Genomic DNA, 13721 nt, shown 5'->3' on the forward strand with positions numbered 1-13721 from the left:
GGATGTCGCAGCATGACGCACTCGAGGTCGATCCGGCCCCGACCGGAAAGCACGCACCCGACGAGCTGCTCACCGTCGGCGAGATGAGTCGGCGCACCGGGGTCGCGCCGTCGGCGCTGCGGTTCTACGAGGACCTCGGGCTCATCGCCTCGCACCGCACCGACGGCAACCAGCGGCGCTACCCGCGCCACATGCTGCGCCGGGTCTCGCTCATCTCGGTCGCCAAGCGCCTCGGCATCCCGCTCTCCGACGTGCAGACCGCGTTCGAGAACGTGCCGCTCGACACGACGCCGAGCCACGCGGACTGGCAGCAGGCGTCCCGGCGGTGGAAGCGGCAGCTCGAGCTGCGCCGTCTCGGCATCGAACAGCTCGAACGAGAGCTCACCGGCTGCATCGGCTGCGGCTGCCTCTCGATGAAGGCGTGCCGCCTGCTGAACCCCGACGACGAGCTCGGCGAGCACGGGGCGGGGCCGCAGCGGCTCTGAGTACGTCGTCGGAGGGTCAGCGAGGCGTCAGGCCGCGACGATGAGCCGCGTGACGTCGGCGAGCACGTCGTGGTTGCTCGGAGCGTCGGTGCGATCGGTGCGCGTGAGGATCGCGAGCGTCAACGCCTCCTCGCCCGGGCGCCAGATCACGCCGGCGTCGTTGACGACGCCGTAGCCGCCGAGACCGGTCTTGTCGGCGAGTTCGAACGGCGGTGTCAGGCCCGCGAGGATCCGCTTGCCCGAGGTGGTGTTCCGCAGCATCCATTCCTGCAGCCGCGCCGTGGTGAGCGCACCGGCGCCCTGGTCGATCAGCAGGAGCTGGAGGAGGAACGCGATGTCGTCGGGCGTCGACGTGTCGCGCTCATCGCCGGGCGTCGCCTCGTTGACCTGCGGTTCCGGCCGGTCGAGACGGGTTCGGGTCGCGCCGAGGGATCGGGCGAACGTCGTCACGGCCTGCGGGCCGCCGAGTTCGCGCAGCAGCAGGTTGCCGGCGGTGTTGTCGCTGTAGCGGATGGCGGCGTCGGCCAACTCCTCGGGGGTGGCCTGCCAGGTGTCCCGATTCAGCTTCGTCTCCTTGCCCACGACGTCGGCGTCGGTGAACGGGATGGGGGTCGTCCAGTACTCCTCGTCGTAGCCTCGCGCCTGCACGAGGGCGCCCGCAGCGAAGCTCTTGAACAGGGAGCACATCGGGAAGCGCTCGTCGCCGCGATACCGGAACGCTCTGCGTGAGTCGTGCCACAGCGCGGTGACGCCGATGGTGACGGATGTCGCCCGCTCGAGTTCCGCGATGGCCTCCGTCAGGCGTCGGTGGCCGCCGACGGCGGGTGCCGACGGCGCCGCGAACGCGGGCGGCGCCGAGAACGCCGCGGCCGCCGCGCCGGCCGTGGTGAGGCCGCCGATGGTGAGCAGGGATCGTCGGGACAGATGGCTGGGAGTCGGTCGATTCGTCATGTCCGGAGTCTGTCTGCGACCCGTCGATGCAGGCAAAGCCCGAAACGCCGTGATCGATGCGAGAATCGCATGCATGGCGCGACACCTCGACCTGCGAGCCGCGTGCGAGGCCTTCGTGTCCGTTGCCGAACGCGAGAGTTTCACGGCCGGCGCCATCGGTGCCGGCGTCACCCAATCGGTCGCCAGCCGGCGAATCGCGGCGCTCGAGCAGCATCTCGGAGCACGCCTCTTCGAGCGGACGTCCCGCCGGGTCGTGCTGACGGAATTCGGTCGCGGCGTGCTGCCGAGTGCGATCAAACTCGTCGACGCCGCGCTCGAACTCTCTGAGGACGCCGAGCGCTCGCATCGTCTCCCAGTGACGATCGGCGTGCCGCACGCCTTCGACCCGGCCGCGGCAGCGCGAATCGCTGCTGCCGCGTCGAGCCGGTCGATGACCGTCGAGTTCGTGCCAGGACTCCCGACGGAACGGGCGGCGGCGTTCGCGGCAGGGCGCACCTCCATCGACCTCGAACCCGTCGCGCCCGATCGCGCGCGATGGGCGGTGCCACTCGGGGTCGCGAGCATCGGGGCGACCCGATCGGAAGGCGACTTCTTCTTCACCGAGCTCCGGCCGCGCCGCGGCATCCGTTCGCTCGTCAGGCTCTGGCTCGCGCCGGAGGACGATGTGCCCCACGTTCGCGATCGCCTCGAGCGGGTGCGGAACGGCGCTGGGCTCGCGCCGACCCAGCTCCGAACGGCGCCGTCGCTCATCACCGCGATGTCGGCGGCCCTGTGCGGCGACGACCTGGTGCTCTGCACGCGGTCAGAGGCCGCCGACTTCGGGCTCAGTTGGCGAGCGCTCGGTGATCTGCGACTCGTCCGCGGGTACGCTCTCGCCGCTCACGAGCGGGAGCTCGCGGCGCGCTTCCTCGAGTTCGCCGACCCGAGTCTCGCCGAGCTGCTGCGATCCGACTCGGTCGCCGGCGGTTCGGCCGAGAACCGACCGAGACGGGAAGGGCCGCATGCAGACTGATCGCGCCGTGCTCCGCGACGCCGCCGAGGTCCTGAGTTCGGCGGGCCTGCGCGCATCGATCGTCGTCCGAGACCTCGGGAGCGGCCGTCAGCTGTCGATCGCGGCCGACGACGCCTACCCCCTCGCCTCCGTCGTCAAGCTCCCGCTCGCGCTCGCCGTGCTCCAGCTCATCGACGAGGGCCGGCTCGACCCGGCTCGGCCGGTGACCCTCGAACCGGCCGATCGAACGCCCGGGCAGACCGGCTACAGCAGGTTCCGGCACCCGACGACCGTCTCGATCGAGGATCTCCTGTACATGGCCGTCTGCCTCAGCGACGACACGGCGGCCGATGCCCTGTTCGAGCTCTGCCCGCCCGCCGAGGTCACGGCATCGCTACGGGAGACGGGCATCGCCGGCATCACCGTGCGGCACTCGATCCGCGAGCTGCACCGTACCCTCGCGAGCGTGCTGCCGCCCGAGCAGATGCCGCAGGCGCTCGCGCTCGCCATCCGGGCGTCCACCCGCGGCGGCGGCCACCTGATTCCACAGCTCGACGTGTCGAGTGCGAACGCGGGCACCGCGAACGCCTGCGTCGAGCTCCTCGACCGCATCTGGCGGTCGCCGGCTTTCGATGGTCAGAAGGATCGGCTGCGCGGCCTGCTTGCGATGAACGTCATGCGTCAGCGGCTCGCTCCGGACCTGGAGTCCGACGACGCGGCGTGGCATTCGAAGACGGGCACGTTCCTGCACCTGCGCCACGAGATCGGCGTGCTCGAGCACGCCGACGGCCGAGCTCTCGCGATCGCGGTGCTCAGCGAGTCATCCGTGCCGGCGCAGCGGCAGCCCGCCGCGGAGCAGGCGCTGGGCCTCGCCGCGAAGCTGCTGCACGACCGGGTCCGCTCGGCGGCCGCCTGACCGCCGAGCGGACCCGCGCCCGATCAGCCGCCGAGCTCCTGCAGCTCGTCGAGTCGAGGTGCCGGCGTGACCGGGTCGTCGGCGCCGTCGAAGATGCGCACGGTGCGTTCGACGCCCCACTGCGGCCAGCCGGGGTCGCCGGCGGTCGCGAAGGCCACCCACGCGTCGTGCATGGCCGAGGCGAGCGACTGCGGAGCGGATGCCCCGGCGAGCGCGACCGAGTCGGGTGCGGCCAGCCCGTCGAAGACGAAGCCGAGCTCGACGGCGTGCGCCGCACCGAGCCCGCGCACCAGGCTGCGCCACGCGAACTCGTACACCCAGGTCGGCGCGCCGGCGGCGGCACGTGCATCGGCCACCCGGTACTCGGAGCGTCGCAGCAGCACGTCGGTGAGGATCGCGCCGAAGACCTCGCCGTGCTTGGCCCCCGGGCGGTTCGCCCGGTACCGTCGCACGGCGGCCGCCGAGATCTTCGCGGCGCGACGGCCGATGACCAGGTGCAGGCGCGTGATCTTGTTCACGGCGCCGCTCGGCACGAGCCAGAGACGGTACTCCTCGGTGGTCGTGCCGATGAGGAGCGGCACGTCGGGTGAAGCGCCGGCCGCGAAGCCATCGGATGGGGAGGCCGGTACGAGGTCGTCGTCGATCGCGATGGTGAACGCCGGTCCGCCGCCGAGGGGCGAGCCGCTCGCGGCGACCTTGGCCTGGGCAGCCACGAGGCGCTCGGGCTCGATCGCCGCGAAGGCGTCGCGAGTGGCCGGGATGCCGAGCTCGCGGGCGATGAGCGCGGTGATCCTACCCGCATCGGCGGGAGCCTTCACCTCGAGCGGCCCGCTCATCACGATCGCCGCCCGCATGACCTCGTCCGCGACGGGTGACGCGGCGAGGGCCGCGACGGTGGCTCCGCCGGCCGACTGGCCGAAGACGGTGACCCGGTCCGGGTCGCCGCCGAACGCCGCGATCTCGCGCTGCACCCAGCGGAGTGCGGCGAGCTGGTCGTGCAGGCCGAGGTTCAGGGGAGCCCCGTCGAGCACCGAGAAGCCCTCGCTGCCGAGCCGGTAGTTGACCGAGACGAACACCATTCCGTCGCGGGCGAAGGACGCACCGTCGTACCCGGGCAGGGCGTTCGACCCGTGCTTCAACGAGCCGCCGTGGATCCAGACCATGACGGGGTACTGCGCGCCCGTGGCATCCGCCGGCGCCCAGACGTTGACATGCAGGATCTCGTCACCCGGGATCGCGACCGTCGGCAGCAGTTCGCCGAGCGCGCCCGCATAGGCCGACTGCGGAGCGGTCGGCCCGAACGACGTCGCGTCGCGCACTCCCGGCCACGGCTCGACCGGTGCCGGCAGTCGGAACCGGCGCTCGCCGAAGGGCGGTGCCGCGTACGGCAGCCCCAGGAAGCGAGTGATGCCGTCGATGGTCTCGCCGCGGAGGGCGCCGGTGGAGGTCTCGATGACACCCTCGAGGGGTGCCCGCTCGTCGCTGAGTGGTTGCACCAGCTCATCTTGCCCGTCGAAGCCCGGTTCGCACCACGCAGCGCCGGATCCGCTCGAGATTCCCTGGTGCGTAGGCTGGGCGCATGCCCGTCATCACGGCCACGGTGGTCGTCCCGATCGACCCTGCCCTCGCGTTCGCCGTCTCGCAGACCACGGGCGAGGTGCGGTTGCGCTGGGACACGTTCATCCGCGAGCAGCACTTCCTCGACGGCGCTGCTCGGGCCGCGAAGGGTGTGCGAACCGTGACGGTATCGCGCCGCGGCGCACGCATGGTGAGCGAGTACGTGTCGTATCGCCCGCCCACGAGCGTCGGCATGCGCGTCGTCGACGCCCCGTGGTTCTTCGAACGCCTCGGCGGCGGATGGCATTTCTCTGCGCACGAGAGCGGCGGCACGCTCGCGAGCTGGAAGTACAACTTCGTGTGCCGCCCCGCGCTCATCCGCCCGATCGCGGAATGGATCGGCTCGCGCATCATCCAACGCGACATCGACCGGCGCATCGCCGGGTTCGCCGCCGGATGCCTCGATCCGATCGTCGTGGCCGAGGCGCGGCGGATGCTCGACGCGGTCTGACCGGCGCGGCGGGGCGACGGCGCGGCGGTGGCGTAGCGGCTGACGACGCAGTCGAACCCCGACGATCCATCGATCGCCGGGGCTCGAGTGGCGGTGGAGCTAGGCCGCGGGCTCGCTGTCGCGCTTCGGCAGCTTCCAGCCCGGCCGCACGAAGTGGCAGGTGTAGCCGTTCGGGTACTTCTCCAGGTAGTCCTGGTGCTCGGGCTCCGCCTCCCAGAACGGGCCGGCCGACGTGACCTCGGTCGTGGCCGGGCCCGGCCAGAGGCCGGAGGCGTCGACGTCGGCGATGGTGTCGCGGGCGATGGCGGCCTGCTCGTCGCTCGTCGGGAAGATCGCCGAGCGGTAGCTCGTGCCGACGTCGTTGCCCTGACGGTTCAGCGTCGAGGGGTCGTGGATCTGGAAGAAGAACTCCAGGAGGTCGCGGAACGACTCCACCTCGGGGTCGAACACGATCTCGATCGCCTCGGCGTGGGTGCCGTGGTTGCGGTAGGTCGCGTTCGGCACGTCGCCGCCCGTGTAGCCGACCCGGGTGCGGAGCACACCGGGGCGCTTGCGGATCAGGTCCTCCATGCCCCAGAAACAGCCGCCGGCGAGGATCGCGGTCTCGGTTCGTGCAGTCATCGTGCGTTCTCCTGGTTCTCGAACAGTGCGCGGTATCGACCGTAGCCCGCCTCGTCCAGCTCGGCGAGCGGAACGAAACGCAGGGCCGCGGAGTTCATGCAGTAGCGGAGCCCGCCGGCCTCGGCGGGGCCGTCGTCGAAGACGTGGCCGAGGTGGCTGTCTGCTCCGGTCGAGCGCACCTCGACCCGCTTCATGAAGAGCGAGCGGTCGGTCTTCTCGGTCACCGCGTCGGGTTCGATCGGCTTCGTGAAGCTCGGCCAGCCCGATCGGCTGTCGTACTTGTCGGTCGAGGCGAACAGCGGCTGCCCCGAGACGACATCGACGTAGAGGCCGGCCTCGTGGTTGTCCCAGTACTCGTTGCGGAACGCCGGCTCGGTGCCGTCCTCCTGCGTGACCGAGTACTGCTTCGGGGTGAGGCGGGCGATGGCCTCGGGAGTCTTCCGGTAGTCCTGTGACACGTGGTCCTCCAAGTTCGGCGCCGCCGGCTGCGACGCCCACTGAGGAGAACAGCGGGGGGATCGATGCTGTTCCGTTTCGCGGGTCCGCCCGCTGTGGGTTCGCTGTGAACGATGCCGCGCTGTCGCACATGACGCCCCCGCCGTCACACGAGCGGCCGCGATGCCCGCGATCGTTACGATTGCCGGGTGACTCAGGCCTCAGCGCAGACGGACCCAGCCTCGACCGACATCGAGGGTGCGGTGCGAACCGAGCGCTCCGCCCATCTGCTGGAGGCGCTCGCCGCGCGCGTCGTCATCGCCGACGGCGCCATGGGCACGATGCTCCAGGAGCACGACCCGACCCTCGACGACTACCAGCAGCTCGAGGGCTGCAACGAGATCCTGAACGTCAGCCGCCCCGACATCATCGGGCAGATCCACGACGCCTACTTCGAGACCGGCATCGACGCCGTCGAGACGAACACCTTCGGCGCGAACTGGTCGAACCTCTCGGACTACGGCATCGACGACCGCATCGAGGAGCTCGCGGCGGCCGGCGCGGCCATTGCCCGGGAACGGGCGGAGGCGTGGCAGGCGCGCGACGGCCGGGAGCGCTGGGTGCTCGGCTCCATGGGGCCGGGCACGAAGCTGCCGAGCCTCGGCCACACGAGCTACGCGCACCTCAAGTCGACGTTCGCCCTCCAGGCAGAGGGGCTCATCCGCGGCGGCGCCGACGCCTTCCTGGTCGAGACCTCGCAGGACCTGCTGCAGACCAAGAGCGCCGTCAACGGCTGCAAGCAGGCGATCGCGGCGACCGGCGTGCGTCTGCCGATCTTCGTCGAGGTCACGGTCGAGACCACCGGCACCATGCTCATGGGCTCCGAGATCGGCGCGGCGCTCACGGCGCTCGAGCCGCTCGGCGTCGACGCGATCGGCCTGAACTGCGCGACCGGGCCCGACGAGATGAGCGAGCACCTGCGCCACCTCTCGAAGTTCTCGAACGTGCCCGTCATGTGCATGCCGAACGCGGGCCTGCCCGTGCTCGGCGCGAACGGGGCGAGCTACCCGCTCACTCCCGAGGAGCTCGCGACCGCGCACGAGCAGTTCGTGCGCGAGTTCGGCCTGGGCCTCGTCGGCGGATGCTGCGGCACCACGCCGGCGCACATGAGCGCCGTCGTCGCGAGACTGCGGGGCGCCGAGGCATCCGCTCGCCGTATCGAAGCCGACCCCGGTGTCGCGAGCCTCTACCAGCACGTCAGCTTCGAGCAGGAGAGCTCGTACCTCGCGATCGGGGAGCGCACCAACGCCAACGGGTCGAAGGCCTTCCGCGAGGCGATGCTCGACGAACGGTGGGACGACTGCGTCGACATCGCTCGCAACCAGGTGCGCGACGGCGCCAACCTGCTCGACGTCTGCGTGGACTACGTGGGGCGCGACGGCGTCGCGGACATCCGCGAGGTGGTCTCGCGGCTCGCGAGCGCCTCGACGCTGCCGCTCGTCGTCGACTCGACCGAGCCGGCCGTGCTGCGGGCGGGGCTCGAGCTCATCGGCGGGCGCCCGGTCGTGAACTCGGTGAACTTCGAGGACGGCGAGGGGCCCGGCAGTCGCTTCGCCCGCATCATGCCGCTCGTCAAGGAGCACGGTGCCGCCGTCATCGCGCTCACGATCGACGAGGAGGGCCAGGCCCGCACCGCCGAGAACAAGGTGCGCATCGCCTCGCGGCTCGTCGACACCCTCGTCGGCGAGTGGGGCGTGCGCGTCGACGACATCATCGTCGACGCCCTGACCTTCCCGATCGCGACCGGGCAGGAGGAGACCCGGCGCGACGCGATCGAGACGATCGAGGCGATCCGGCAGATCACCGCGAAGTACCCGGGCATCAACACGACGCTCGGCGTCTCGAACGTCTCGTTCGGGCTGAACCCCGCGGCGCGGTCGGTGCTGAACTCGGTGTTCCTGCACGAGGCCGTCGAGGCCGGGCTCACGAGCGCGATCGTCGACGCGGCGAAGATCGTGCCGCTCGCCTCGGTGCCCGAGGACCGGCGCAAGGTCGCCCTCGACCTCGTGTGGGACCGGCGGGAGTACGACGCCGAGGGCACCCTCACCTACGACCCGCTCGTCGCGATGCTCGACCTCTTCGCCGGCGTCGACATGGCTGCGATCCGCGATGCCCGCGCCGCCGAGCTCGCCGCGCTGCCCGTGGGCGAGCGACTCGAGCGCCGCATCATCGACGGGGAGGCGAAGGGGCTCGAGGCCGACCTCGACCTCGCCCGTGCCGGCGGGCTCAGTGCGATCGACATCATCAACGTGCACCTGCTCGAGGGCATGAAGGTCGTCGGCGAGCGCTTCGGCTCAGGTGAGATGCAGCTGCCGTTCGTGTTGCAGTCGGCCGAGGTGATGAAGAGCGCCGTGGCCCTGCTCGAGCCGCACATGGAGAAGTCGTCCGCCGGCGGCAAGGGGAAGATGGTCATCGCCACCGTGCGCGGCGACGTGCACGACATCGGCAAGAACCTCGTCGACATCATCCTCTCGAACAACGGCTACGAGGTGATCAACCTCGGCATCAAGCAGCCCATCGCCGAAATCATCAAGGCGGCCGAGGAGCACGACGCCGACGTGATCGGCATGTCGGGCCTGCTCGTGAAGTCGACCGTGGTGATGAAGGAGAACCTCGAGGAGCTGAACGCCAGGGGGCTCGCGAAGCGCTGGCCCGTCATCCTCGGCGGCGCCGCCCTGACCCGCACCTATGTCGAAGACGACCTCGCGGGCATCTTCGACGGGCAGGTGCGCTACGCCCGCGACGCCTTCGAAGGGCTCGCCCTCATGGAGCCGCTCGTGGCGATCGCCCGCGGAGCCGACCCCGGGACTGTCGGCCTGCCTCCGCTGAAGAAGCGCATCCACCGACCGGGGCTCCTGACCGTCACCGAGCCCGAGCAGATGCCGGCGCGATCGGATGTCGCGGCCGACAACCCCGTGCCGACACCGCCGTTCTGGGGTACCCGCATCGTCAAGGGCATCGCGCTCGCCGAATACTCCGCGTTCCTCGACGAACGCGCCACGTTCATGGGCCAGTGGGGGTTGAAGCCGAGCCGCGCCGATGACGGGCCGAGCTATGACGAACTCGTCGAGACCGAGGGCCGCCCGCGACTGCGCTACTGGCTCGACCACATCCTCGCCGAGGGGCTGCTCGACGCCTCGGTGGCGTACGGCTACTTCCCGGTCGTCGCCGACGGCGACGACATGGTCGTGCTCCACCACGGAGACGACCTCGACGGCCGACTCGGCGCCGCGGGGTTGCTCGCACCCGACGGCGGCTCGGGCGGTGCGATCGGCGGCGACCGGCTGCGATTCCACTTCCCGCGCCAGCGACGCGATCGTCACCTCTGCCTCGCCGACTTCGTGCGCTCGCGCGACTCGGGTCAGGTCGACGTCGTCGCCGTGCAGCTCGTGACCGCGGGGCAGCGAGTCAGCGAGGCGACCGCGAAGATCTTCGCCGAGAACCGCTACCGCGACTACCTCGAGCTCAACGGCCTCGCCATGCAGCTCACCGAAGCCCTCGCCGAGTACTGGCACTCCCGGGTGCGCGACGAACTCGGACTCGGCGGCGAGGACCCCGACGACGTCGCGGGGCTCTTCAAGCTCCACTACCGCGGCGCTCGGTTCTCACTCGGCTACCCCGCGTGTCCCGACATGGAGGATCGCCGCAAGGTCGTCGAGCTGCTGAGGCCCGAGCGCATGGGCGTCGTGCTCTCGGAGGAGTTGCAGCTGCACCCCGAGCAGTCGACCGACGCGTTCGTCTTCCACCACCCCGAGGCGAAGTACTTCTCCGTCTAACGGCGCGGCGTCGTCGTCGGGGCCGGTGCCGGCGCCTTGGCGCGCCGCAATGCCGAGAGCACGGCCGGGCCGATCGCGACGATGCCGATCACGGTCGTCACCGCGCGCACGGTATCCCACGTGAGGGTCGACGTGACGAGCGAGTACACGGCGAACGAGGCGAGGTTCTCGCCGATCGGGGCAGTGCCGTCGTAGGAGATGCCGGTGCTCGTGCCGACGGCGAACGGCCAGAACCAGAGGTTCATGAGGAGCCCGAAGGCGTACGACGCGGCGACCCCGTAGGCGGCGAGCATCGCGATCTCGAGCACGCGCGCACGGCGCACCGCCGCGGCCGTGGCCGCGCGCGGGCTGATCACCGGCAGGAGACCGGCTCCCGCGGCGATCCAGGCGCACGCGAACATCTGGAACGGCGTCCACGGCCCGAAGCCGCCCCAGAGCACCGACGAGACGGCGATCGTGAGCATGCCGAGGAGGAAGCCGAAGCGTGCTCCGAACGCCCGCCCGGCGAGGATCAGCAGGATGAACACCGCCTCGATGCCGCCGACGCCGGCGCCGGCGATGCGGATGCCCGCGCCGATCGCCGCGAGCACGCCCAGGAGGGCGACCGCCTTCGCCGAGTGCATCTGACGGTCGAGCACGGCGAGCACGACGGCGATGACCGCCGGCAGCACTGCGAACGCGACGAACGGGGCGGCGCGCTGCGCATCGGCCGGCACCGCCGCGGCGACGAGCGGCCAGCAGAACGCGGCGAGGGCGAGTGCGCTTCCGGCGGCGAGGGCGACGGTGGTGCCCAGCCCGCGCCGGTCGGGGAGGAGGCCCGTGACGGTCATGCGCGTGCCTCCGCCGCGGAGGCCGTGACGACGCCACGGTCGATGCGGAGTTCCCGGCTCGCGAATCGCCCGGCGAACGCACGGTCGTGCGTCGCGAAGAGCACCGCCCGCCCGGAGCCCGCGACGGCGACGAGCGCCTCGCCCACGAGACGCCGTGCGTCGGCGTCGAGCCCGCGCGCCGGTTCGTCGACGAGGAGCACCGCGGGCGACGGTGCCAGCTGGATCGCGATCGCGAGGCAGAGGCGCTCGCCCGCCGACAGGTCGCGCGGATGGCGGAGCAGCAGTTCGTCGATGGCCGCCGCCGGGCGCGGCCGGCCGAGCAGGCGCAGGAACGTGTCTGCGGTGGACACGGGCGGCCGATTCGTGCGATCGGCACGATGGCATTCACCGGCGACCGTCGTGCTGAAGAAGAGATCGTCGAATCGTTCCGGCACAAGGGTGATCGCACCGCGGCGCTCCTTCGCGCTCAGCGTCGCGACGTCGACGCCGTCGATCGACACGCGGCCTGCGGCATCCGGCACCGCCAGGGCGCCCAGCAGGCTGCTCTTGCCGGCCCCGTTCGCCCCTTCGATCGCGACCACTTCGCCTCGGAGGAGGGCGAGACTCGCCTCGCGCACCGCGATCGTGTCGCCGTGGCGCACCTCGAGACCGCGAACCGAGGCGAGCGGATGCCCCGGCGTCGACCCCGCCCGACTGGCGAGCGCCGCCGTGATCCCGGTCGGTGCGAGCTCGTCGGGCGCGGGTTCGGGCGGACCGGATGCCGCGATCAGCCGGGCCCCGCGGATCTCGAGCCAGGCATCGGCGATGCCCTGCCACTCGTCGGTGCGGTGTTCGGCGATCACCACGCAGGTGTCCGACTCGTGCGCGACCCGGTCGAGCACTGCGCACACGCGGAGTCGTGCGGAGTCGTCGAGCTCCGCGAGCGGTTCGTCGACGAGCAGCAGCGCCGGGCGGCAGGTGAGCGCTGCGGCGATCGCGACGAGTGTCGCCTCGCCGGCCGAGAGGGCGGTGACCGGCCGCTCGAGCAGCCGGGCGATGTCCAGCTCGCCGGCCGTCTGCCGCACGCGCTCGTCGATGAGCGCGGCGTCGAGGCCCTGTGTCGTGAGGCAGAAGCCGATCTCGTCGCGCACCGTCTCGGCCACGAATGAGAGTCGGACCTGCTGGGCGACGACCCCGACGAATCCGGCCGTCTCGCGCGGCGGGAACTCGCGCCGTTCGAGTCCGCCGATCTCGATGCGCCCGCGTTGCCGTCCGCCCTCGAAGTGCTGGAAGAGCCCGCTCATCGCGTCGAGCAGGCTCGACTTGCCCGAACCGGTCGCGCCGACGACCACGGTGAGGCTGCCGGGCGCCAGTGCGAGGTCGCCGGTGTCGAGTCGCCATCCTTCGCCCTGGTCGAGCGTGGCATCGGCCAGTGCGACCGGCCGTGCGGGGTCGGCGTCCGGCCGAGCGGATGCCGCGAACCCGCGCGCCTCCATCGACGCCGCGAGGGCGAGCGCGCGCTCGATCGTGTGCTCGAAGACGGGCACGAGCAGCGCGGCGGGCCCGCGTTCGCCGCGGAGGGCGGCCGCCCGGCGCATCCGACTCACCGACTGGGCCAGTGCGGGAGCCGTCGCCCATGCGATGACGAGCGCTCGGGAGACGGCGCGCACCGGTCCGCGAGTCGACCCGCGGACGAACAGCCGCTGCACGTCGATCAGCGCGTTCAGCACGCCGAACGCGAGGATGAGCGCCGCGAACGGGAGGGCGCTGAGTGCGGCGTTCCCGATGCCGCCGCTCGTGATCGGGCCGAAGAGCACGATGTGCGCGAAGGGACCGTCGAGGGCGACTCGCGGCAGGTCGAGGAGCAGCGCTCCGCCGCCGGAGCCGCCCCCGAACACGATGCGGTAGACCACGCGCGACACCACGAAGACGGCCGCGACGATCGCCGCCGCCCGCAGTGGTGCCGCGCGGAACCGCATCATCCCGCCGGGGTCGGAGTCTCCGTGCCGGTCGTGTAGACGAGGCCGACGCTCTGGCCGGGCTCGAGCTGCAGGGTGCCGAGGCCCTCCTGGGCGTACTCCCACTCGGCATCGGCGGCGGGTTTCACCCAGAGCGCCCAGTACGCGTACGCCGGTGGCATCGATTGGCAGGACTCGACGAAGGAGGCCTCGCCCTCGACCTCAACGGTCTCGTCGACGGCGGGGCGTTCGTTCACGCGGCAGACGATCTGATCGCCCCACTCCACCGACCCTTCGGTGCTGACGCCGGCCTCGTCGAGCGCCGACGATGCGGCGATATCGGAGGTCGCGTCGACGCAGGCCGACACCCCCTCGCCGTCGAGCGTGCCGAAGTCGACGACGACGCCGACGCCGTCGCAGTCGGAGGCGGCCGCCGCCGTCGCCGGCGCAGGCGTCGATTCGGCGGTCGGAGCCGGCGTCGACGCGGCGCAGCCGCTGAGGGCGAGCACGCCGACGAAGAGGACGGAGAGGAGGGGGGATCGCACGTCGACCACCCTACCCACGGGGCGATCCGCGGCGTCGTCGCGTGAAGTCGCGTGACATCGGCGCTGATGACACCTGTCACGAAGGGCTTGCGAATCCGAGGAACCC

12 protein-coding genes are annotated in these 13721 nt (G+C 71.5%); 5 read left to right on the plus strand and 7 right to left on the minus strand.

The annotated features are described in order from the left end of the window. Positions 1-2: 2 nt before the first annotated feature. Positions 3-485 carry a redox-sensitive transcriptional activator SoxR gene (soxR, locus tag ASE14_RS00435; RefSeq protein ID WP_056649222.1) on the plus strand — a complete coding sequence of 161 codons (483 nt, stop codon included), beginning with the start codon at positions 3-5 and terminating at the stop codon, positions 483-485. A gap of 27 nt (positions 486-512) precedes the next feature. On the opposite strand, the gene bla is transcribed toward soxR, so the two are convergent. Beyond that, on the minus strand, positions 513-1592 hold the full coding sequence (gene bla / locus ASE14_RS20240; protein WP_369816427.1) for a class A beta-lactamase: 1080 nt from the start codon (positions 1590-1592) through the stop codon (positions 513-515). Between bla and ASE14_RS20245 the strand changes: the two genes are divergently transcribed. Continuing rightward, entirely contained in the window at positions 1510-2448 is a 939-nt protein-coding gene (locus ASE14_RS20245; protein WP_162257681.1) for a LysR family transcriptional regulator, read from the plus strand. The genes bla and ASE14_RS20245 overlap by 83 nt on opposite strands. Continuing rightward, positions 2438-3343: a serine hydrolase gene (locus ASE14_RS00450; protein WP_056649232.1), complete on the plus strand. Its 906-nt coding sequence runs from the start codon at positions 2438-2440 to the stop codon at positions 3341-3343. Before ASE14_RS20245 ends, ASE14_RS00450 begins: the two co-directional genes overlap by 11 nt. Positions 3344-3366: 23 nt before the next feature. Here the strand turns inward: ASE14_RS00450 and ASE14_RS00455 are convergent, their stop codons facing one another. Next, positions 3367-4839 carry a carboxylesterase/lipase family protein gene (locus tag ASE14_RS00455; protein ID WP_235511034.1) on the minus strand — a complete coding sequence of 491 codons (1473 nt, stop codon included), beginning with the start codon at positions 4837-4839 and terminating at the stop codon, positions 3367-3369. A gap of 83 nt (positions 4840-4922) precedes the next feature. Between ASE14_RS00455 and ASE14_RS00460 the strand changes: the two genes are divergently transcribed. After that, complete coding sequence (locus tag ASE14_RS00460) at positions 4923-5411, plus strand: SRPBCC family protein (protein ID WP_056649236.1); 489 nt, start codon at positions 4923-4925, stop codon at positions 5409-5411. Positions 5412-5510: 99 nt separating this feature from the next. On the opposite strand, the gene msrA is transcribed toward ASE14_RS00460, so the two are convergent. Together msrA and msrB are read right to left on the minus strand one after the other, a co-directional pair. Beyond that, entirely contained in the window at positions 5511-6032 is a 522-nt protein-coding gene (gene msrA / locus ASE14_RS00465; RefSeq protein WP_056649239.1) for a peptide-methionine (S)-S-oxide reductase MsrA, read from the minus strand. Further along, complete coding sequence (msrB, locus tag ASE14_RS00470) at positions 6029-6490, minus strand: peptide-methionine (R)-S-oxide reductase MsrB (RefSeq protein WP_056649242.1); 462 nt, start codon at positions 6488-6490, stop codon at positions 6029-6031. Before msrB ends, msrA begins: the two co-directional genes overlap by 4 nt. Before the next feature lie 240 nt (positions 6491-6730). Here msrB and metH point away from each other — a divergent pair, with 240 nt between their 5' ends. After that, positions 6731-10303: a methionine synthase gene (gene metH, locus ASE14_RS00475; protein ID WP_200953268.1), complete on the plus strand. Its 3573-nt coding sequence runs from the start codon at positions 6731-6733 to the stop codon at positions 10301-10303. Here the strand turns inward: metH and ASE14_RS21055 are convergent. The 3 genes from ASE14_RS21055 to ASE14_RS00490 are packed head-to-tail and all read right to left on the minus strand — an operon-like array spanning position 10300 to position 13615. Next, the gene (locus tag ASE14_RS21055; protein WP_056649247.1) at positions 10300-11133 is read right to left on the minus strand and encodes a hypothetical protein; all 834 of its coding nucleotides are present in this window, start codon (positions 11131-11133) and stop codon (positions 10300-10302) included. The two genes, metH and ASE14_RS21055, sit on opposite strands and share 4 nt — an antisense overlap. Further along, the gene (locus ASE14_RS00485) at positions 11130-13094 is read right to left on the minus strand and encodes an ATP-binding cassette domain-containing protein (RefSeq protein WP_056649250.1); all 1965 of its coding nucleotides are present in this window, start codon (positions 13092-13094) and stop codon (positions 11130-11132) included. Before ASE14_RS00485 ends, ASE14_RS21055 begins: the two co-directional genes overlap by 4 nt. Then, positions 13091-13615 (minus strand): hypothetical protein, encoded by a 525-nt coding sequence (locus ASE14_RS00490; RefSeq protein ID WP_082600115.1) that lies wholly within the window; start codon positions 13613-13615, stop codon positions 13091-13093. The genes ASE14_RS00485 and ASE14_RS00490 overlap by 4 nt, the downstream gene beginning before the upstream one ends. Positions 13616-13721 lie beyond the last annotated feature (106 nt).

Source organism: Agromyces sp. Root81, assembly GCF_001429165.1.
Classification (GTDB): domain Bacteria; phylum Actinomycetota; class Actinomycetes; order Actinomycetales; family Microbacteriaceae; genus Agromyces.

Coding starts and splice junctions, on each gene's coding strand:
- soxR (WP_056649222.1), top strand. CDS start 3: ATGTCGCAGCATGACGCACTCGAGGTCGATCCGGCCCCGACCGGAAAG.
- ASE14_RS20245 (WP_162257681.1), top strand. CDS start 1,510: ATGGCGCGACACCTCGACCTGCGAGCCGCGTGCGAGGCCTTCGTGTCC.
- bla (WP_369816427.1), bottom strand. CDS start 1,592: ATGGCGCCGGCCGTGAAACTCTCGCGTTCGGCAACGGACACGAAGGCC.
- ASE14_RS00450 (WP_056649232.1), top strand. CDS start 2,438: ATGCAGACTGATCGCGCCGTGCTCCGCGACGCCGCCGAGGTCCTGAGT.
- ASE14_RS00460 (WP_056649236.1), top strand. CDS start 4,923: ATGCCCGTCATCACGGCCACGGTGGTCGTCCCGATCGACCCTGCCCTC.
- msrA (WP_056649239.1), bottom strand. CDS start 6,032: ATGACTGCACGAACCGAGACCGCGATCCTCGCCGGCGGCTGTTTCTGG.
- ASE14_RS21055 (WP_056649247.1), bottom strand. CDS start 11,133: ATGACCGTCACGGGCCTCCTCCCCGACCGGCGCGGGCTGGGCACCACC.
- ASE14_RS00485 (WP_056649250.1), bottom strand. CDS start 13,094: ATGATGCGGTTCCGCGCGGCACCACTGCGGGCGGCGGCGATCGTCGCG.